Annotated in this window: 14 protein-coding genes; 9 read left to right on the plus strand and 5 right to left on the minus strand. The window is 37.2% G+C overall.

From position 1 onward, the window contains the following. Position 1 precedes the first annotated feature (1 nt). Together ACF3OB_RS05640 and ACF3OB_RS05645 are read left to right on the plus strand one after the other, a co-directional pair. Positions 2–754, plus strand: a complete 753-nt coding sequence (locus ACF3OB_RS05640; RefSeq protein WP_392448714.1) for a polysaccharide biosynthesis/export family protein — start codon at positions 2–4, stop codon at positions 752–754. Between the two features lie 3 nt (positions 755–757). Continuing rightward, complete coding sequence (locus ACF3OB_RS05645) at positions 758–3,109, plus strand: GumC family protein (RefSeq protein ID WP_392448715.1); 2,352 nt, start codon at positions 758–760, stop codon at positions 3,107–3,109. Positions 3,110–3,257: 148 nt separating this feature from the next. On the opposite strand, the gene ACF3OB_RS05650 is transcribed toward ACF3OB_RS05645, so the two are convergent. The 5 genes from ACF3OB_RS05650 to ACF3OB_RS05670 all read right to left on the minus strand — a co-directional run bounded on the left by ACF3OB_RS05650 (position 3,258) and on the right by ACF3OB_RS05670 (position 9,975). Further along, positions 3,258–3,854: an NAD(P)H-dependent oxidoreductase gene (locus tag ACF3OB_RS05650; RefSeq protein ID WP_172919263.1), complete on the minus strand. Its 597-nt coding sequence runs from the start codon at positions 3,852–3,854 to the stop codon at positions 3,258–3,260. Between the two features lie 51 nt (positions 3,855–3,905). Further along, positions 3,906–5,210 carry a Na+/H+ antiporter NhaC family protein gene (locus ACF3OB_RS05655; protein ID WP_392448717.1) on the minus strand — a complete coding sequence of 435 codons (1,305 nt, stop codon included), beginning with the start codon at positions 5,208–5,210 and terminating at the stop codon, positions 3,906–3,908. A 266-nt stretch (positions 5,211–5,476) separates the two neighbouring features. Further along, positions 5,477–6,232, minus strand: a complete 756-nt coding sequence (locus ACF3OB_RS05660) for a TIGR03915 family putative DNA repair protein (protein ID WP_172916258.1) — start codon at positions 6,230–6,232, stop codon at positions 5,477–5,479. Further along, a complete protein-coding gene (locus tag ACF3OB_RS05665) occupies positions 6,232–7,491 on the minus strand; it encodes a putative DNA modification/repair radical SAM protein (protein WP_392448719.1) in 1,260 nt (419 codons plus the stop codon). Before ACF3OB_RS05665 ends, ACF3OB_RS05660 begins: the two co-directional genes overlap by 1 nt. Positions 7,492–7,941: 450 nt before the next feature. Then, positions 7,942–9,975 (minus strand): LTA synthase family protein, encoded by a 2,034-nt coding sequence (locus tag ACF3OB_RS05670; protein WP_392448721.1) that lies wholly within the window; start codon positions 9,973–9,975, stop codon positions 7,942–7,944. Between the two features lie 257 nt (positions 9,976–10,232). Between ACF3OB_RS05670 and rocD the strand changes: the two genes are divergently transcribed. The 7 genes from rocD (at position 10,233) to ACF3OB_RS05705 (ending at position 21,815) form a co-directional block, all read left to right on the plus strand. Then, positions 10,233–11,474 (plus strand): ornithine--oxo-acid transaminase, encoded by a 1,242-nt coding sequence (gene rocD / locus ACF3OB_RS05675; RefSeq protein ID WP_392448723.1) that lies wholly within the window; start codon positions 10,233–10,235, stop codon positions 11,472–11,474. Between the two features lie 177 nt (positions 11,475–11,651). Further along, the gene (pth, locus tag ACF3OB_RS05680; RefSeq protein ID WP_095893779.1) at positions 11,652–12,218 is read left to right on the plus strand and encodes an aminoacyl-tRNA hydrolase; all 567 of its coding nucleotides are present in this window, start codon (positions 11,652–11,654) and stop codon (positions 12,216–12,218) included. Positions 12,219–12,241: 23 nt separating this feature from the next. After that, on the plus strand, positions 12,242–13,735 hold the full coding sequence (locus tag ACF3OB_RS05685) for a YfcC family protein (RefSeq protein ID WP_172914566.1): 1,494 nt from the start codon (positions 12,242–12,244) through the stop codon (positions 13,733–13,735). A 283-nt stretch (positions 13,736–14,018) separates the two neighbouring features. Beyond that, positions 14,019–17,012, plus strand: coding sequence for a tetratricopeptide repeat protein (locus ACF3OB_RS05690; protein WP_095893777.1), 2,994 nt, complete (start codon positions 14,019–14,021; stop codon positions 17,010–17,012). 79 nt (positions 17,013–17,091) lie between these two features. Next, positions 17,092–18,825: a TonB-dependent receptor gene (locus ACF3OB_RS05695; RefSeq protein WP_392448724.1), complete on the plus strand. Its 1,734-nt coding sequence runs from the start codon at positions 17,092–17,094 to the stop codon at positions 18,823–18,825. 55 nt (positions 18,826–18,880) lie between these two features. After that, positions 18,881–19,807: a PfkB family carbohydrate kinase gene (locus tag ACF3OB_RS05700; protein ID WP_119652496.1), complete on the plus strand. Its 927-nt coding sequence runs from the start codon at positions 18,881–18,883 to the stop codon at positions 19,805–19,807. A 112-nt stretch (positions 19,808–19,919) separates the two neighbouring features. Beyond that, a complete protein-coding gene (locus ACF3OB_RS05705; protein ID WP_042343797.1) occupies positions 19,920–21,815 on the plus strand; it encodes a hypothetical protein in 1,896 nt (631 codons plus the stop codon). The last annotated feature ends 10 nt before the right edge of the window (positions 21,816–21,825 follow it).

A 21,825-nucleotide genomic window follows, 5' to 3' on the forward strand; every position in this document is an offset into this window, starting at 1 on the left:
AATGAAAAAAATATCCGTAATAATATGTTTAGTTTCAATACTTTTTTCTTGTACCTCAAGAAAGAATGTTGCGTACTTTTCGGATATTGAAAACAATAAAACAGAGATTTTAAAATCCTATGAAATTAGGCTCCAACCTGATGATTTATTAAAAATAATTATTAATTCACAAACGGAGGAGCTACTTTCGGATTTTAATAAAACTCAAAATACAGGCATAGCTGCGGAAGGATCTTCACCACTACAAACCTACTTGATTGATAAGGATGGATATATCACTTATCCAGTTATTGGAAATATTAAATTAGGAGGTCTGACTCGTAATGAAGCGATTGATGTATTGACCAAAGCGGTTCGCACTTTTATCAAGGATGCAACTGTGAATCTGCGAATCGCTAATTTCAAGGTAACTGTGCAAGGGGAGGTACGAAAGCCTGGTACGTTTACTATTGAATCGGAGCGTATTACATTATTACAAGCGTTGAGTATGGCGGAAGATATGACCATCTATGGTAAGCGTAGTCATGTTGTTGTCATTCGTGAACAGGATGGGCAAAGAACTTTTAATGTGGTGGATATGTCTTCCTCTGAATTTATGAACTCCGATTTCTACTACTTAGCTCAGAACGATGTGGTGTATGTTGAACCTAATAAAACACGAATAAATTCTTCCGTATTAGGTTTAGATACAAGTACTATCTTATCTGCTATTTCGGTAACAATTACTGTAATTGCCTTATTACTAAAATTTTAGGTTATGGAAAATCAGTTATCCTTTAATGAAAAAGACGAGAAGATAGATTTTTCAAAAATAATTCAGCCTTACCTTTCTCGTTGGCTGTGGTTTGCTATTAGTGTGGTCGTAGCTTTGATTTTTGCTTATGCCTACCTGCGATACGCTCCCTCTATTTACAGAGCAACAACTACTGTAATGCTTAAAGACGACAAAAAAGGAGGAGTAGTGAATGAACTTTCTGCTTTGTCGGATTTGGACATACTCAAAGATATTAAGGATAATATTGAAAATCAGATAGAAGTACTGAAATCACGGACTTTATCTGAAAAGGTCGTACAGAAACTAAATCTTCATATATCTTACATTTCTGAGGGAAAAGTAAAGACATTTGATGTTTATAACAATACACCTGCTTTTATATCCATCGAAACTTTGGCTCGGTCATCCGTCAAATTGAAGGTCGTCGGCGAGGAAAATGAATTTACACTATTTGAAGATGAACAACCGTTAGGAACGTTTCGCTATGGAGAGATAATCCAAAATCACATTGGGCAGTTCTCTATACATAAATCAACAGAAAATACAAAATTTCCATACTCAATAGGGATTGATATTGAAGATCCTATTAGAGTGGCTTCAGGCTACAGAAGTAGTTTAAATATTAAATTAGTTGGGAAAAACACATCTGTGTTAGAATTGTCCGTGAGCCATCAAAATAAAAAGAAAGCGGAGGATTATCTGAATACTCTCGTCGAAATATACAATACAGAAACCATTACTGACCAGCGATTTATATCACAGAATACTTCTGATTTTCTTACAAAGCGTTTGGAAGTCCTCACCAAAGAGTTACATGAGGTTGAAAAACATGCCGAAATATTCAAAAAAGAAAACAGAGTTACTAATATTCAAACAGATGCTCAGTTCAATTTAGAAAATGCAAACTTATTTGACAGAAAATACGTAGAAGCAACCACTCAAATTGAACTTATAGAAAACACCATAAAAGGGTTTATTGATGTGAAAAGCACGGGAAAAACCTTTCCTCTTTTGGATGTTTTTACATCAAATCAAGTGCTATCTGCAGCTATTGAGGAACATAACAAAAAGACGATTCATCGAAATCAAATAGCTCTCAATGCAGGAGAAGGAAACATTATGCTTAAGCAAATAGAAGAAGAAATCGAAGCTCTTAAAATAACCATTAAAGAGAATCTATTGCTTATGAAATCGAATTTGTTGATTCAGAAAAATGAGATCAGCAAAAAACAAGCTTCTTTGAGTGGACGTGTACGCACCATTCCTACTTTAGAAAAAGAATTGCGAGAAATAACTCGGCAACAAAGCGTAAAAGAATCCTTATTTCTGTATCTATTAGAAAAACGAGAGGAAGCAGAGATTTCTATGGCGGCTTTAGCTCCCAAAGCTAAAGTTATAGATAGAGCTTTAGGAGGGGCTACCCCCATCTCGCCCCGCCCGATGATCATACTCTTGGGAGCAATTGTTCTAGGTTGTATAATTCCGTTTTTGGTTATCTACATAATGGAATTATTTAACATAAAAGTGCGAAGTAAATCAGATGTCGAAGAGCGATTGTCAGTACCTTTTGTTGGGCAAATTCCACATACGGATGATACTCAGCAAATAGTAACATTAGATACTCTTTCTCCTTTGGCAGAGGGGTTCCAAATGGTTTGTACTAATATGGATTTTGTTTTGAACGACATCCCTCAAGGACAAAGCAAAACGATTCTTGTTACCTCCTCATTTCCAGAAGAAGGTAAAACATTCGTATCAGTCAATTTGGCGGCTACATTTGCTGTTTCTGGAAAAAAAACACTACTTATAGGAATGGATATCCGAAATCCAAAAATAGGGGAGCAATTAAATTTACGCTCGGTTGGTCTTACTAACTATTTGGCTTCGGATATCGATCTGTCGTCGGTGATAGTGAAAATCCCTAATTTCAGGGAGTTTTATGTGTTGCCAACCAAGGTAGTACCTCCAAATCCAGCAGAATTGCTAACCAGTTCAAAAATAACAAAAATGTTTGAACAACTTAAGCAAGAATTTGATTACATTATCGTTGATACAGCTCCTGTTAATGTGGTTGCCGACACTCTATTGATAGCTAAACATGCGGACGCTTGTGTTTATGTAATTCGTGAGAATTTTTCTGATAAGCGAATGCTTGAGCCCGTTCAAAGATTGTACGATGACAAGAGGCTACCTAATATGGCAGTGATTCTCAACGATGTTTCTTTAGGAAATATGACACCCTATTATGGTTATAACTATGGTTATGGTTACGGGGCTAAGAATCAAAAGAATAAATCACTATTCAAGAAAATTTTACGTAAATTCAGGTGGTAGTCTGATAGCGTAGGACAACACTCCTCAGTCAAGGTGTATTGTTTTGCTAGATTAGTCACCATCCATCACAGGAATACACCTCTCGAAATCAAGAGAGAGGTGCTATTCGGACTCGATACAAGCGTAGATTTATACAACTGAAATATTTCTATATCTCTTTTACAACCTGTTCTAAGGGTAACCGTAATTTTGGATTTCGGTCTGGCTGGTTTGCGTCATCTTCATGGCGATAACCGATAGCGACCGCAAATAAAGTTTGATAACCTTCTTCTTGTAAGATTTCATCGTATTTCTCATTTTGGATGCCCTCCATAGCCGTAGAATCAATGTTCATTGATGCACAAGCACTTAAAAAGAATCCTAATGAAATGTATACTTGTTTGTTTAGCCATATATGAACTTGTTCATCGCCTTTGGGTTTTAGTACTTGGTGATAGTAGTTCACCGCACCTTCTGGGAGAAAATCAGTGATTTGTTTTTCAAATTTACGAAGGTCTTTAAAACCTAAAAAAACTACTAAATGACTAGCTTCGTTGATTTTACTCTTGTTAAAATGAGAAACATCAGCTAAGGCCCGTTTTGTCTTTTCGTCTGAAACAATGATAAAGCGCCAAGGCTGTGAATTGATTGATGAAGGACTTAAACGCAAAATCTCTTTCAGTTCGCAAATGAGATTTTGGTCAATTTTCTTGTTATTATATGCTTTTGTTGTATATCGGTTTTGTGCTAATTCTATAAAATTCATAAGATTGTTTTTACATATGCGCACAAAATTACGATATTCAATACTAAAAAACTATTTTTCGAGCAAAGTTTTTTTACTTTGAAAAATAATGTATCCCAAAGTTAGCAATAGCAACAAGTGTAAATAAACAGCATATAGTACCAATTCGGGATAATTTATAGTGTTTTTACTCAAATAGATAAGTCCTAAAACCTGGGCTCCGTAGGGGATGATTCCTTGCACGTAGCATGAAAAAATGTCCAAAACTGAAGCTCCATTGCGAGGTGCGATATTGAATTTTGTGCTGATTTTTCGACTGATTTTCGATACAATTAGGATTGAAACTGTATTGTTTGCTACGCACAAATTCGCAGAACTCACCAAAGCTCCTGTTCCTAAAAGTGCTGTTTTATAGGATTTTATGTATTTTTGAATACCATTCATAAGAAAACGAATACCTCCGAAATATTCAACTAAAGTTGCTAATCCTCCAGTGAAGAAAAACAGTAAAAATACTTCAGACATACTCATAAAACCTTCATAGACATTAGTTGTAAAACCAAGAAAATCAAACTTTCCGTAGATGATACCCAGAGTTCCAGCAAAAATAATTCCTGTGAATAACGAGGCGAATACGTTTACTCCCAACAAAGAAAGTACAACTACGGCAATATACGGTAAAATAAGTACCACATCAAAGTCAGCAGTAGCTTTACTTACAGCTGGTTGCACGTCCGAATTTCCTATGAAAATTAGAATAATCATTGTCAATATAGCGGCTGGTATAGCTATCTTACTATTTGCTTTCATCTTGTCGCTCATTTCGGCTCCCATCGTTTGTGTAGAAGTAATGGTAGTATCTGAAATCAAGGATAGGTTATCACCAAACATGGCTCCCGAAAGCAAACAGGCTCCCACCAATGATATGTTGGACTGTGATTGCGTAGCCAAATCAATAACTATAGTACCCAAAGTCATAATGGTTCCTACGGATGTCCCTGTGGCAAAGGACAAAAAGGATGACACGAGGAATACACCCAACGGCAGATACGCAGGAGAGATGTAGTACGTTCCTAAATTTACAATCGAATCGACACTTCCCGAGGCTTTTGTTACGAATGAAAACCCTCCTGCAAGTAAACTTATGACACACATTGCTAATACATTACTGTTTCCTGCTCCTGTGAAAAAAATCTGTATTTTTTCTTTTAAAGTCGATTTGTAAATCAATAGAGCCACTACCACACCTGCCAAAGCAATCAGTGGAGAAGGAATAGAGTAAAAATTATTGAAGTAAATACCACTCCATAGGAATATACCTACGAAAATTAAAAGAGGTAAAATTGAAATAATGGAAGGTTGCTTATCAGTTGACATTGCGATCTTTTATAGATTAAGGCTGCAAAAGTATGCATAAAAAAACAATTAGTAAAATATATTTTTACAAAAAATCATTTTTTCATTAAAATATACTTCTAATAAAAGTATTTATAAAATAACAATGCAATCAACTAAGTAGCCCTTATATTTACAGAAATGCTCAAAAATATAAATTCTTAAGCCTCGCTTTGTTGACTTATAAACTTTCGAGGATGCCCAAAAAAGTCATTCTTTCAAAGTTCATAAAAGGTATAAACTACTTTCTATTTCTCTACCAAATACTTCCAATAGCGTTTAGGAACGTATTGTCGGTGGAGTTTTGGGTTGTATCGCTCCTTGATATTCACACTTTGAAAGTAGTTTTTCCAAAGCGTTTCGTAGGGGCGCTCCTCCTCGTGGAAAAAAGCCTCAGGATTTTTAAGTTTTTGCTTGGTAGCAGCATCGGGAACTACGGGAAGTACTTCTTCTAAGTCATAATAAATACCATAACCGCGTTTGAGGTCGTAAATCATCCACTTTTGGTCGGCATATCGGTCTTTAAAATGCTTGATGATTAAAGGTAGAACATCAAAATCGGGAGCTATTTGAGCGAAAAAACTCTCATCTTGCAGTTTTTGGAAACGCACAAAGGCCTTCATTCTGTGAGATTCCCTTTGAACCGACTTTACCAAACGAGCAATGCGCATCATTTGAGCATCGGCATAATTTTCGAAAATATTTTCCTTGGTATTTACTAAATAGCGTACGGCATACAGAATCAAAGCCTCTCGCTGAGGGTCTTCCGATAGAAATACTTTCAGAAGTTGGTTTACTGCGGATTTATCGGCATATTTTTCAATGCCTTTCACTACGCGTTCTGCTTTTTCGAAATGGGTTACCACCTCTTGTTCTTCCGAAAAAAGTGCACCAAGGGTATGAGTACTACATACAATCTCAACATCCGCATAGTGGTATTCAAAAACTTCGAAAACAGCCGTAAGCAATCCCTCGAAACTGCCATCATAGACCAAACGTATCATCAAAATAAACTCAATTGCTGGGAAAAATGATTTTTATATTTAGATTTCATACTACTGATAACCAATTGCCTAAGTTCAAGTTGGTCTAAATATTTTAGAAACGGATTCTTTTCTGCCAAATCAATGAAGAATTTAGCTCGATTTACGGTAACCCCCATTTTTTTGAGGTGTTCCATTGTAATGGTCTGAAATCTTCTGGAATTCACGATTTTGTAAGCTGAAGTTCGCCCAATGCCTGGAACACGCAAAATCATTTCATAGGCTGCTGTTTGTAAATTCACGGGAAAAAGTTGCGGATTTCTAAGTGCCCAAGCTAGTTTTGGGTCTATCTCTAAATCCAAAAAAGGATTTTGAGGCGTTAAAATTTCGCGTGCTTCAAATCCGTAGAAGCGCATCAGCCAATCTGCCTGATAAAGCCGATTTTCCCGAATCGTGGGAACAGGCGTGGTAAGTGCGGGTAGTCTGCTATCGGCCGTAACAGGAACATAGCCCGAATAATATACCCTTTTGAGTTGAAATTGCTTGTAAAAATGGTCGGCACTGAGGATAATTTGTACGTCGTTTTCGCCCGCTGCACCGATGATAAACTGTGTACTTTGTCCGGCAGGAGCGTATTTGGGAGTTGATTTTATGATTTTTCGTTCCGATTGAGCTTGTACGATGCTGTTTTTTATATGGTTCATTGGTTGAATCATCTGCTCGTGGCTTTTGTCGGGAGCCAATAGTTTTAAGCCCGAAACGGTAGGAATTTCCATATTGATGCTGAGTCGGTCAGCCCACAAACCGGCTTCTTGCAAAAGCTCTGGCGAGGCATTTGGAATGGTTTTCAGGTGAATATACCCATTGAAACGATGCTCGGTTCTTAATTTTTTGGCGATAAGAATCAGGCGTTCCATCGTGTAGTCGGCATTTTTGAAAATTCCCGAGCTGAGGAATAGCCCTTCGATGTAGTTACGACGGTAAAAGTTGATGGTCAAATCCACCACTTCATCTACAGTAAAAGCAGCTCGTTTAATGTCGTTGCTTTTTCGGGATACGCAGTAGATACAATCGTAAATACAGTGGTTGGTGAGTAATATTTTGAGCAGAGACACACAGCGTCCGTCTTCGGTGTAGGTGTGGCATATGCCCGAGGGTGCCGAATTTCCTAAGCCTTTATGAGTATTTTTTCGGTTGCCTCCGCTTGAAGAACAGGAAACATCGTACTTGGCGGCATCGGCAAGTATGGTTAGTTTTTCGTTAATGCGGTCGTAGTTCATCGTGTAAGGTTTTGAGGTTTTGATGAAAAAGAGAATATCGTCCTTTGCTGAAAACTTCTCTTTTTTCTCTTTTTTAAAAAAGAAAGTTCACTTTTTATTGCTGATTTTTAATTGAATAAAAAGAATTTCAGCATTAAGAGTCCCTCGCAAATATAGAATAAACAAACTATTTATACAACAAAGCAAAGGAAGGATTCTTCTAAAAAAGACGTTAGCCTTTGTGAATTTCTCATTGTAAAACAAGTGTAGGAACCCTTCAAATCATTATTGAATTTACTGTAATCATCACTGATGCTTCGGTTCCACTTAGTAAAACAAACGGTATGCCAATTTGAGCGAAATAGCAGAATTTCACCTTAGTAGTTTTACATTTAAAAAGCTACGTCTTTTCTTTTGTCACGAATTTGCGTTGGTTTTTTATGGGATACTGTTGTTACTAAACCCAATCCGTTAGTTTTTTTTCTGATTTTTGATGTCGGAATAAATTTGGATTGTCTGTAAAGTTTCGAAATTTTTCAGTTTGTTTGACAGAAATTCTGCGTGTGGACTATCAGAATTGTTAGGAGCAAGTTTCCGTTTTGTGCTGTCTTTCCACGTAAAATATAAGGGCTTTTGGTTTCCTTTGAAAAGTACTCCGAGAGAATCTGCAATGAAGTTATAATCATTTATACCAAAGCGATAATTTAAAGATTTTGAAAATAAATCATCTCCCGAATACATATATTTTTGATTGGAAAGGCTCAAATGAAATAACGTAGGGAAAATATCTTTGTGCGAAGCCATAACGTTTGCATCAAAGAACAGGGGTTTATAATCTTCTGGAACGTAGAAAAGTATCGGAACACTTCGCTGGAGAAAAGCATTCTCACTATCGTATTCAAAAACTTGTCGGATATTATGGTCGCCAGTTACTGCAATAATTGTATTTTTTCCCAAAGGAGAATTTTTAATAAATGCAATAAATTTTGCCAATTGCGAAGCAGCATACTGATGAGCATAAAAGTTATCTGAAGCCATTTGCTTGTCCACTCTAATGGTTTCTTCAAGACCTTTTATATCAATCGGATAGGGGGTGTAGTGTGAAGGTACTTGGTAAGGCGTATGATTGCTTACAGTTAATGAAAAGATAAAACGTGGCTTTTGCGAAGGAGCACTTAATCGTTCAGCAATATAATCAAAGAGATATCCGTCGTGAACCCCCCAAGCAAAGGTTTCGGCACTAGGGATTTTATCCAAAATATGTGAGCTTCCTTCAATAACATCAAAATATTGATGCTTGATGAAATTGTCCACATTTCTCCACGAGAGGTTCGCTCCGGTAATAAACATCGTTTCATATCCTTGTTCCTTAAAAGGCTTTGCTACTGATGATGAGTATGAAACATCAAAGTAAGGCGACTGAGAAACGATACCCTTAGGGGTGTTTATCAATAAATTCTCTAAGGAATTGATAGTTCCATTATGAGAAGACAAGCAATTCTTAAAGTAATATAAATCAGAGAGCATTGGAGATAAATCACCCAATAGGTTTAATTCTTTGGAATGAAGCTCAAAATAATGATTACTCATACTTTCCATCAAAAAGAAAATAACGTTTGGTGGATTCTTTTCCAAGAAATCATTTTCCTGAGTTGTCGAATACATTTCTGAATTAAACAAGTTGCTATCAGGCTGTTGATACGCTTCTTTTACTTGTTCGACACTTTCAAATCCGTTGTCCTGTAAGGTTCTTTCAATATTAGGATTTAGGTAGTTCTCTTTAAGTTCAACGTTAGCAAACTGCAAAGCATACGGAGCATTATAACAAAGTGAATTGATAAAAAGATTAGTGCTGACGTTTGTATGCTCACGACGAAGCGTAAAAACGCCTAAACTTCCACGCATACCGATAACAAATAAAGGAAATATTATCAGTAAAAGCATACTTGCTTTTTTTGAAATTTGATTTGTATTTTCAAGAAAACCACGATAGATATACTTATGAACAACTATGAAACTTATAAAAATGAAAGCTAAAACCAGTAAAATCTTAAATATGGGATAGTCTGTCCAAACGGAGTGAAGAACGGCAGACGTATCATCATTAAATATACCAAAAAAGAGAATATTGATATGTGATTGGAAGAATTGATAGAAAAAGAAATCAATAATCTGCAAACTTGTAAAAACCAATAAAACAAACAAAAGGTAATATTTACTAAAAATCAAATAAGCATTTTCAAATTTTCTACTGAAAGATTTTCGAATACATAATGAACTTAGCCAAAAGAGAGCTAAAGGTAAAAACCCATAGCAAATGACAGATACATCAAATCGAGCTCCCATTAAGAAGGCTTGAAACAAATCTGTTTTATGAGAGGACAGTTGCTCATAATTACCATATACGTATAAAAATAGGAAACGATTAGCGAGAAAAAATAAAAAGAAATAAGCGAAATATTTAAGTCCGCTGGATATAATTTTTCCAAATAACGAAAGATTCATTATATAATATGTGTTGGTTATTAAATGATATTAGTACAAATCAAGAAAATAAAAGGTGAAGTTTAATAGTTTTCAGCCTTCTATCAAAAGGAATTCATCGTACGAAAATGCAAAATAAAACATAATTTTAGAAAATTAAAAATGGTTAAGGTGTTTTTGTTGACGCTACATCCAACTTATAAAGGTAATTTTTCTTTGCAAAGAGAAATCTATTTCGTATATTGCCAAACTTTTTAACGATTTATACTTTTTTAGATATGAAAACAGAAAAATTATCTTCACAACAAGCGATGGAGCTTGAAGACAAATATGGAGCCCATAATTATCATCCACTACCTGTAGTACTCAGCAAAGGCGAAGGTGTGTACGTGTGGGATTTGGAGGGGAAGAAATATTTTGACTTTCTTTCCGCATATTCAGCTGTGAATCAAGGGCATTGCCACCCTAGAATTATCGAAGCGATGACTAAACAGGCACAAACTTTAACGTTGACCTCACGCGCGTTTTACAACGATAAGTTAGGGGTATATGAGAAATATATTACCGAATATTTCGGATTTGAAAAGATGTTACCGATGAACACTGGTGCTGAGGCAGTAGAAACAGCTATCAAAATATGCCGAAAATGGGCGTACGAACGAAAAAATCTCCCTGAGAGCCAAGCGATTATCGTGGTTTGTGAGCAAAATTTCCACGGACGTACTACTACAGTCGTTTCTTTTTCTTCGGACAAAAACGCACGTAAAAACTTTGGACCTTACACACCGGGATTCGTAAGCATTCCGTACAATGATTTGAGAGCTTTGGAGTCTTTTTTGGCTGAAAATCCGAATGTTGCAGGATTTTTGGTGGAGCCTATTCAAGGGGAAGCAGGTGTATACGTTCCTTCGGATGGATTTTTGAGTGGAGCCAAAGCTATTTGTGAAAAATACAATGTACTGTTTATCGCCGATGAGGTACAGACAGGAGTTGCTCGTACAGGAAAACGTTTAGCTGTTGATCATGAAAACGTAAAGCCAGATATTTTGGTGTTAGGAAAGGCTTTGAGTGGAGGAACTTATCCAGTGAGTGCGGTTTTAGCAGATGATGAGGTAATGCACGTGATCAAGCCAGGGCAACATGGAAGTACCTTTGGCGGAAATCCTATAGCCGCAGCCGTAGCTATCGAAGCGCTACAAGTGGTAAAAGACGAAAAACTGTCCGAAAATGCACAAAAAATGGGTGAAATCTTCCGTAAGGAAATCGGTGCGTATATCGAAAACTCAAATATCGCTACAGCAGTGCGTGGAAAAGGATTGCTTAATGCGGTAGTTATCAACGATACAGAAGAAAGCGACACCGCATGGAATATATGTTTACGTATGCGCGATAAAGGTCTGTTAGCAAAGCCTACTCACGGAAACATCATTCGTTTCGCTCCTCCTTTGGTAATCAATGAAGAACAATTGAAAGAGTGTATTAAAATCATTATCAGCACTTTAAAGAAATTTGAAAGATAAACTTTCGGAGGTAATATAAAAGTATGATATCTAAAAAAGAGAGTATTCTTGTCAGGCTGAGCGAAGTCGAAGCCCTGCTATTATAGGGCTTCGACTTCGCTCAGCCTGACAACCAGAACTTTCACTATACTTTTTACAACACGACCGAATATTAATCTCTTTTTAAGCAGTCATAAAATGAAAAAATATCTGATCGTAGGACTGGGAAATATTGGCGAGGAATACAAAAACACACGTCATAATATTGGTTTTAAAGTGGTTGATTTTTTAGCATCTCAACATACTACAACTTTTTCTACACAAAGATTAGGGGATTTGGCTGAGGTAAAGCACAAAGGAAGAACCTTTATTCTATTGAAACCATCTACCTATATGAATCTGAGCGGAAAAGCCATTCGCTATTGGTTGGAAAAGGAAAATATTCCCATGGAAAATCTGTTAGTAATTACTGATGACTTAAACCTGCCTTTTGGAACAATTCGCATCAAATCCAAAGGGAGTGATGGAGGTCATAACGGACTGAAAGACACACAAGCCCAATTGAATAGTACCAATTACGCACGGCTCCGTTTTGGAATCAGTAATGATTTTGCTAAAGGAAAACAGGTGGACTACGTATTAGGGGAATGGAGCGACGAAGAAAACACGGCCTTACCCGAACGATTGGAAAAATGTGTTCAAGCGGTACTTTCTTTTGGTTTGTCCGGTATCAACATAACCATGAATACGTTTAACAATAAATAAAACATTTTCGATAAAACAAAAAAATGAAACGATTTTTAAAATTCCCAACCCCTTATACGGTTCTGATGATAGTGATTATGTTTGCCGCATTGCTAACTTATTTGTTGCCATCGGGTTCGTATGACACTCTAACCTATGACGCTACTCAAGATGTTTTTGTGTTAAAATCGAAGGAAATAACCAAAACTCTCCCAGCTACGCAACAGACTTTGGACGAAAAATCCATAGCTATCAATATTGCTAAATTTAAGGAAGGGAAAATTAAAAAGCCTGTATCAATTCCAAATACCTACACAGAAACATCTCCTCACCCTCAAGGAGTTAAAGAAGTTTTATTCGCTCCCATAAGAGGAATTTATGAGACTATAGACATCATCTTATTTGTACTGATTCTGGGGGGATTCATTGGAGTTTTTAACAATTCAGGAACGTTAAACGAAGGGGTAGGTTATTTGTCTCATAAACTCAAAGGACGTGAAGGTATATTGATTATCATCGTGTGTACACTCATTGCTTTGGGAGGAACTTCTTTTGGACTTGCCGAAGAAACTTTGGCTTTTTATCCGATTTTGATTCCTGTCTTTTTAGCCGCAGGTTATGACCTGATGGTTCCGTTAGCGGTTATTTATTTAGGTTCCTCTATAGGAACGATGGCGGCGACCATCAATCCGTTCTCAGTCATTATAGCTTCTGACGCAGCAGGTGTGGACTGGACTACAGGAACAACCATTCGTGTCATTATGCTTATTGCCTCTTTGACTATCACCATTGCGTATGTCATACGTTATGCGGAGAGAGTAAAAAGAAACCCACAACTGTCAATTGCATACCAAACACCACTACCTGATTCACTGACTTCGCAAAAGGTAGCTCCTGTTGAAAGATTGAAATTGTCAAGCAAATGGTTACTTCTTGTTTTCGCTTTGTCGTTTTTGATAATGATTATAGGGGTAGCTCGTTGGGGATGGTGGTTTGAGGAGATGACTGCCTTGTTTTTGGTAGCATCCGTATGTATTGCCTTGTTCTTACGAATGAGTGAAGAGCAATTCATCGCTGATTTTATCGCAGGAGCAAAAGATTTGCTTGGGGTAGCTTTCATCATTGGGATTGCTCGTGGAGTAACTTTTATCCTTAATGACGGACAAATTTCGGACACTATTTTACATTATTCAACAAACTTAGTGGAAGGTATGTCGCCCATTCTTTTCTTGCCTGTATTGATGTGTGTATTCGGATTATTAACATTGTTTATTTCTTCCTCATCGGGAATGGCTGTAGTAACGATGCCCATCATGGGGTCATTAGCAACGGTAGTAGGTATCGAAGGGCAACACGTTGTAAATGCTTATCTGTTTGGAATGGGTTTGATGAGTTTCATTACCCCCACAGGGCTTATCCTACCTTCTTTAGCGATGGTGAATTTGAATTATAAACAATGGTTAAAATTCGTGTCACCTTTGTTGCTAATGCTTTTGGTACTGTCCGTAGGAATGCTTCTATTGGGGTATTATTTGTAAGTTTTTGTTCATTTTACATAGCAAAAATTCAAAACAAACAAAATCAGATAACTTGTAATTTTACGTGAAAGTTTAAACACTAAAATTGACACCTTTAGTATTGATTCAGTAGGTTTTTGAGAGAGAAATGAGAATCTATAACTATTAATAAGGATATTATTTTGCGTTAAAAAGATTCAATCGAATTATTATACTTGAGATTGAATCTAAGCTCTCAACTAAAAAACACTTTTCTTTTTTAGTTCGGTAAAAATACGTAAGTTTGTCCATTAAAACTTTTTTTATGATAAGAGCATTTTTTGTTACTATTCTTTTAAGTGTTTTTTGCCCGTTTTTGATGGCTCAAAGCACTGAAACACACACCAATTCGTTGGTAAATTTTGAAAAAGCAATGTTTTTGTACAACCGAAATTTGTACAAACCTGCTCAGCATTTGTTTCTAAAAGAAATCGCTGAAACTACTGATAGTGATTTACGGACAAAATCAAAGTTTTACGTAGCTTCAATTGCTGTCATTTTAGGAGAGCCAGGGGCAGAATCCTTAATGCGAAATTTTATTGAAGAACATCCCGAATCACCATTGGCTTCAGGAGCCTTTTTACGTATGGCCGATCTTTATTTTCAACAAGGAAATTACAAAGAAGCTCTAAAATGGTATGATCAGGTCAAAGAAAGTGGCATCAGCAAAAGTGAACGCTCCAAATATTACTTCCAAAAAGGATATGCTTTGTTTGCTACGAACAAAAAGGCAGAATCGGAAAAATATTTCAACTTTGTAAAAAATCATCCCGACTACAGCACGGATGCTAACTACTATTTAGGATATATCGCTTACGACTCCGATGATTATGAAAAAGCATCTACTTACTTCAGTCAAGTACAAGACGACCCAAGTGTGTCATATTTTCAAGCAAATATGAACTTTAAGCAAGGGCTTTTCCAAGAGGCTATAGACGAAGGTTTAAAACAAAAATCCAAAACTAAAAACGCACAAGACTTATCGGAAATCAACAAAATCATTGGGGAAAGTTATTTCAATTTAGGAAAATACGATGAAGCTATCCCGTATTTGAAGGAATACAAAGGAAAAAGAGGAAAGTTCTCAAATACTGATTATTATTATTTAGGATATGCTTACTACAAAAATAAAGACTATGCCAATGCCATCGACCAGTTCAACAAAATCATTGACGGACGCGATGCCGTAGCACAAAATGCTTACTATCATTTAGCGGAATGCTATCTGAAAACAGGACAGAAACCACAGGCTTTGAACGCTTTTCGTAATGCATATCAGATGAACTATGAGCCACAAATTCAAAAGGATGCTCATCTGAACTACGCTCGTTTGAGTTATGATATTGGAAACCCATACGAAAGTGTGCCTGGTGTGTTGTTGGACTATTCCAAAAATTATCCAAACGACAATCAGCAAGAAATCCAAGCCTTGTTGGTGGATTCGTACATTTCTTCGCGTAGCTACCAAGCTGCGATTAATCTTTTAGAAAAATCAAATGACCCAAAAGATCAACAGATTTACAAAAAAGTAGCCTTCTACCGAGGGTTAGAACTATTTAATGAATTGCAATACGCCGAAGCATTGATGTTTTTACAAAAAGCCGTTGGTGGCGACCCTAAACTATCGGCTCGTGCTCTGTTTTGGAGTGGTGAATCGGCTTATCAACTACATGATTTTGAAAGTTCTAAAAAATATTACACCGAATTTATCAACCATCCGAATGCAAAATCAACCTATGAATACAAAAATATTCATTACAGCTTGGCGTACAGTGATTTTAATTTAAAAAATTACGGAGGAGCTGTAGATAATTTTGAGGCATATTTGAAACAAAATCCGAAAGCAAATTCTTGGACAAACGATGCTTTATTGCGTTTAGCAGACTCCTATTTCGTACAGGGAAAATATTGGCCTGCCATGGAACGTTACAATAAATTAATTGACTTAAAATCAGCCGACGAGGATTATGCCGCCTATCAAAAAGCTATGAGCTACGGATTTGTGGACAGACCACAACGCAAAATTGAAGACTTAGAAAAGTTCGTGAAAACATATCGCAACTCAAATCTACGCCCAAACGCGTTATTCGAATTAGGAAACAGTTATGTGTCCGCAGGAAATTCCGAAAAAGGCACAAAACTGTACAAACAGGTACAAACCGAATACAAGAATAGTAATTTAGTTCCTCGTGCCATGCTTCGCGAAGGATTGGTTTACTACAACAAAAATGAAAATCAAAAAGCGTTGCAACTTTTTAAAGACATCGCAAAACAATATCCAAACTCAAACGAAGCAATTCAATCCATTGCATCTGCAAAACAAATTTATATGGACATGGGACAAGTGAACGAATACGCTTCTTGGGCAAAAAGTTTAGGCTATGTTGAAGTGTCAGATTTGGAGTTAGAAAATGCCACCTATGAAGCTGCCGAACGACAACACATTCAACAAAATGAAAAAGAAGCTATTGCAGGATTTGAAAAATACATCAAAGAATTCCCTAACGGAATGCGGATTACAAACGCTCAATTCCATTTAGCACAACTTTACAACGCTTCAAACCAAAAATCAAAAGCTGTAACTTTATACGAAAACGTAATCAACAGTGGTTCAGAAGAATATTCAGAACAGTCATTAGTGCGATTAACACAGATTTTGTTGGATGCGGGGAGCTATCTGAAAGCAAAACCTCATTTGGAGCAGTTGGAAAAAACAGCCACCATCGCACAGAATAAGGTCTATGCACAATCAAACTTAATGCGAGTTTGCTATACCGAAAAATTGTACAGCAACGCTATCCAGTATGCTCAAAAGGTATTAGCCGAAAAATCGGTCGACACACGCATTAAAAACGACGCTTACAGCGTTTTAGCACGCTCCTACATCAAAACAGAAAATGAGGCAGAGGCTCGCAAAGCATACCAAGAAGTAGCAAAAACCGCCACAGGAAGTTTGGCTGCCGAAGCTATGTACTATGATGCTTACTTCAAACATAAAGACGGCAAGTTCAAAGAATCGAACGACGTAGTACAACAGTTAGCAAAAGAATACGGAGGACATAAAGAATTCGCTTCCAAAGGGTTGGTAGTAATGGCAAAGAACTACTACGGACTGAAAGACTCCTATCAAGCCACTTATATCCTTGAGAACGTGATAAATAATTTCAAGGATTACCCCGAAGTGGTTGCAGAAGCTAAAAAAGAATTGGCTGTAGTGAAGGCAGAAGCAGCGAAGAGTAATTCTTCTGTGAAAATGTAATTGATTTGTTTGAAGACAATTCAAAGCCAAGTGAACAAAAACAAAATATATTAATGGTATATTTCTAAAAAAAAGAACAATGAATAAACATATATCCTACCGTAAATCCCTATTGATAATTGCGTTATCAACTTTTGGAATAGTTACGGGTCAAACTAAACGTGACAGTTTAAGCACCAAAGTAGTAGACGTAGTTCGTTCCTACACAGCCTCAATTGCCGATGCTTACAAAAAACGTGAAGATGCTAATCTCAAAGCCGATTCGTTGTCAATAGCTAAACGACAAATCAATTACTCTATTTACTCTGTACCTGTGGCATCAACTTTCGTACCTGAAAAGGGAAAGGCAAGTGCCATGAGAACCAACATAAAAAGAGAACGTTACTTGGATTCATACATAGGAGGAGCTTTTGGAAATGCAAACACGTTATATGGTGATGCGTCCATAACCTTACCCGTAAATAACGAAAGTAATTTGGCTTTCATAGCTGAACATCTGTCTTCCAATGGTGACATAAAAGGAGTGATTCCAGATAACAACTATGCGAAAACAACAGCTCAATTGCGATACGACTTTTTGAATAGTGATTACAACTTCGGTATAGCTGCCGATTTCGGGAGAAGATCGAACAATTGGTACGGAATCCAAAAAGGATTCTACGCTTCCGAAGAACAGCTAAAAGCCCTTACGGGATTAAAGCAAACCTATATCGATTATGGTGTAAATGCTTACATAAAACTCGCAAACCCATACTTTAAAGAACTTGATTTTGAGTTTAGTGGATTATCAGATGCGTTTGACACTAGCGAAATAAACGTGAAAACATCACCTTCTTTTGAGCTACCTATCAGCAGTGAAGAACAAAAAATACATTTTGGAGTCTTATTGGATTACTACAATAGTAAATTCAATCGGGCTACCGCTCTTACTCCAAGTGCAATTGAAAATAAATGGTTAATTTTTGGTGCTAATCCATCGTATAATTTAACCATGGATAACCTGGATTTGAAAGTAGGACTTGCTATAGCTTATTTGGGAGGAAATCAAACCAATGAAAGTCGATTCAAGGCTTACCCCGACGTAGAAATTTCGTATAAACTTTTGGAAGGGAATACTATTTTTCACGGAGGTGTTCGTGGGATGATGCAGCAAAATACCTTTGAGAAACTCTCTAAAAACAATCCTTTTTTAGCCCCAATACAGCATATTGCACCTACAAATATTGGCATTGATGCTTTCGGAGGAGTCAAGGGAGAGGTGGGTACAGGATTGTACTACAAAATTAAAGCTGGTTACAAGCAATGTGAGAACTTGCCAATGTTCATAACCCACACAGAAACAGGAAACCTTGGATATCAACATAATAATGCTTTCAGTTTGGTCTATGACAAAGTCAATATGTTCAACCTAACAGCAGGTATGGAGGGTAGCATCGCAGAACGATTTTTCTTTGATTTTGAAGCTCAATACAACCGCTTCACACCCGACATCCAAACTCAGGTATGGAACTTACCAGAAACCAAAGCATCTTTGTTTACGGATGTTAAAATCATAGAAAACCTCTTTGCTGGAGTAGATGCTTTTTATGTAGGGAATCGGTATGACTTAAACTACTCCACCCAAACTTTAACTGTTGATGGATATTTCGACCTCAACTTCCACGTTGATTATACGATCAACAAACAATTTATGCTTTTTGCTAAAGTAAACAATTTATTATCAAACAACTACAACCAATGGGCGTATTACCCTGTTCAAGGTATACAAGCCTATGCAGGACTACGTTATTTGTTTAGCTTAAAGAAAAAATAATACTTTCATTATAGGATAAAATATTTTATAGTTTTTTGTTCATATCTGATTTATAATGGGAAAACTTTTAATCGTTGGAACCGTAGCCTTTGATGCAATTGAAATGCCTTTCGGAAAAACAGACTGTATTATGGGAGGTGCTGCAAACTATATTGCTTTGGCAGCATCGCACTGTTGTGGAGAATCGGCGGTCGTTTCAATTGTAGGTGAAGATTATCCTTCCGAATATTTACAACTTCTTAACGATAGAAACATCAAAACTTCAGGTATTGAAATTGTTAAAGGAGGCAAATCATTCTTTTGGAGAGGTAAATATCATCATGATATGAACAAACGTGATACACTCGAAACCCAACTGAACGTTCTTGCTGATTTTAAGCCTGTAGTTCCTGAAGAATATAAAAAAGCAGATGTGCTGATGTTAGGGAATTTGCACCCAAGGATTCAATTGGATGTGTTGGAACAGATGCAGCAGAAACCAAGTTTGGTGGTTCTTGACACAATGGACTATTGGATGATTCACACATGGGATTTACTGATGGAAGTTATCCAAAAGGTAGACCTGATTACCATCAACGACCAAGAAGCACGTCAGCTTACGGGAGAATACTCGTTGGTAAAAGCTGCACAACGGATTATGAAAATGGGAGTCAAATATGTAGTTATCAAAAAAGGAGAACACGGGGCATTATTGTTTCACCAAGACAAAGTGTTTTTTGCTCCTGCCCTACCTTTGGAAGAAGTCTTTGACCCCACAGGTGCAGGTGACACGTTTGCTGGTGGAATGGTTGGCTTTTTGACTAACGCTGAAGATTATTCTTTCGAAAGCATCAAAAACGCCATCGTCTACGGTGCTGTTTTGGCCTCGTTCTGCGTGGAAAAATTTGGTACTGAACGAGTTCTCAACCTAAGCAAAAATGAATTCTCACAACGTTTACTACAGTTTAAAGAACTGACAAAATTTGAGATAGATACACCATAAAAATAACATTACAAAAGAAAGCAGATGTGTGATTTGCTTTCTTTTTTGTATTTTTGCCCGACAATTTCAAAACAAAAAACTTTCTTATTTAGAGGGATAGGAGAAAAAGACAATGAGTGACAATTTAAAACACGAATGCGGTATCGCGATGGTGCGACTGCTAAAACCTTTAGAGTACTACAAAGAAAAGTACGGAACCCTTTTTTATGCTATCAACAAAATGTACCTGTTGATGGAAAAACAACACAATCGCGGACAGGATGGAGCGGGTTTGGCGAGTGTCAAATTTGACATGCAGGCAGGTGAACGCTACATCAGTCGAGTACGGTCAAACGAATCACAACCGATTCAAGACATCTTCAAGCAAATTAACACTCGGATTAGTAATTTGCTAAAAGAATATCCAGAACTAAAAAACGATGTACAGGAACAACGTCGCATGTTGCCTTATCTGGGTGAGATTTATTTAGGACACGTTCGGTACGGAACTTTCGGGAAGAACAGCATAGAGAGTGTACACCCATTTTTAAGACAAAACAACTGGCAATCGCGCAACTTGATTGTGGCAGGAAATTTCAACATGACCAATGCCAAAGAACTCTTCCAACGTTTGGTAGAACTCGGTCAACATCCGAAAGAAAACACTGATACCGTTACGGTTATGGAGCGTATCGGACATTTTTTGGACACCGAAGTAGAAAATCTTTACCGTAAATTTAAGGACGAAGGACTTTCAAAGATAGAAGCCTCCAAACGCATTGCTGAGGAACTGGACGTGGCGAAAATCTTGCGAAAATCAGCACGGCGATGGGATGGCGGATATGCAATGGCAGGGATTCTCGGACACGGTGATGCGTTTGTGGTTCGTGACCCAGCAGGTATCCGTCCAGCATACTATTATAAAGATGAAGAGGTTGTAGTTATAGCTTCGGAACGACCTGTAATTCAGACGGCCTTCAATTTGGAATTCGACCAAATCCACGAACTTGAACCAGGCTCAGGAATTATTATCAAAAAAAATGGAGACCTCAGTATTGAGCAAATCGTAGAACCGTTGGAACGAAAAGCATGTTCGTTTGAGCGGATTTATTTCTCACGAGGAAGCGACAAGGAAATTTATCGAGAACGTAAGAAATTAGGAGCTTTATTACTGCCTGATGTTTTAAAATCAATTGATAATGACTTGAAAAACACCGTATTTGCCTACATTCCCAATACGGCAGAAACCTCTTATTTAGGATTGGTGGAAGAAGCTAACACCTACCTCAACCAACTGAAACAACAACTCATTTTAGCAGAGAAAAACATAACTCCCGAGCGATTGAATGAAATCCTTTCTGAAAAAATCCGTAAGGAAAAAGTCGCTATCAAAGATGCTAAGCTGCGCACATTCATCACTGAGGATAGTTCGCGTGATGATTTAGTGGCTCACGTCTATGACATCACCTACGGTTCGGTAGAAAAAGGAGATAATCTAGTTATTGTTGATGATAGTATCGTACGTGGAACAACTCTAAAAAAGAGCATTTTGAGTATACTTGGTCGCCTACATCCAAAGAAAATCGTGGTAGTTTCCTCCGCTCCTCAAATTCGTTATCCCGATTGTTACGGAATTGACATGGCTCGTATGGAAGAATTGATTGCTTTTGAGGCTGCGTTAGCACTACATCGCGAACGAGGAACATACAACATTGTTGATGAGACGTATAAGAAATGTATTTCCCAAGTAAATTTGAGTGACGATAAGGTAATTAATCATGTAAAAGAAATTTATGCACCATTTACCGATGAAGAAATTACTCGAAAAATCACACAGATGCTATTACCTGATAACTTTATGCCAGAGGTAGAAATACTTTTCCAAAGCGTTGAAAATCTACACCAAGCTTGTCCGCAGAACTTGGGCGATTGGTATTTCACAGGCGATTATCCTACCAACGGCGGAAATAGGGTAGTGAACCGAGCTTTTATCAACTATTACGAAGGAAAGAAAGATAGAGCGTACTAATTTGGTGAGT

Origin of the sequence: Capnocytophaga canis (assembly GCF_043187445.1) — a bacterium.
GTDB lineage: Bacteria > Bacteroidota > Bacteroidia > Flavobacteriales > Flavobacteriaceae > Capnocytophaga > Capnocytophaga canis.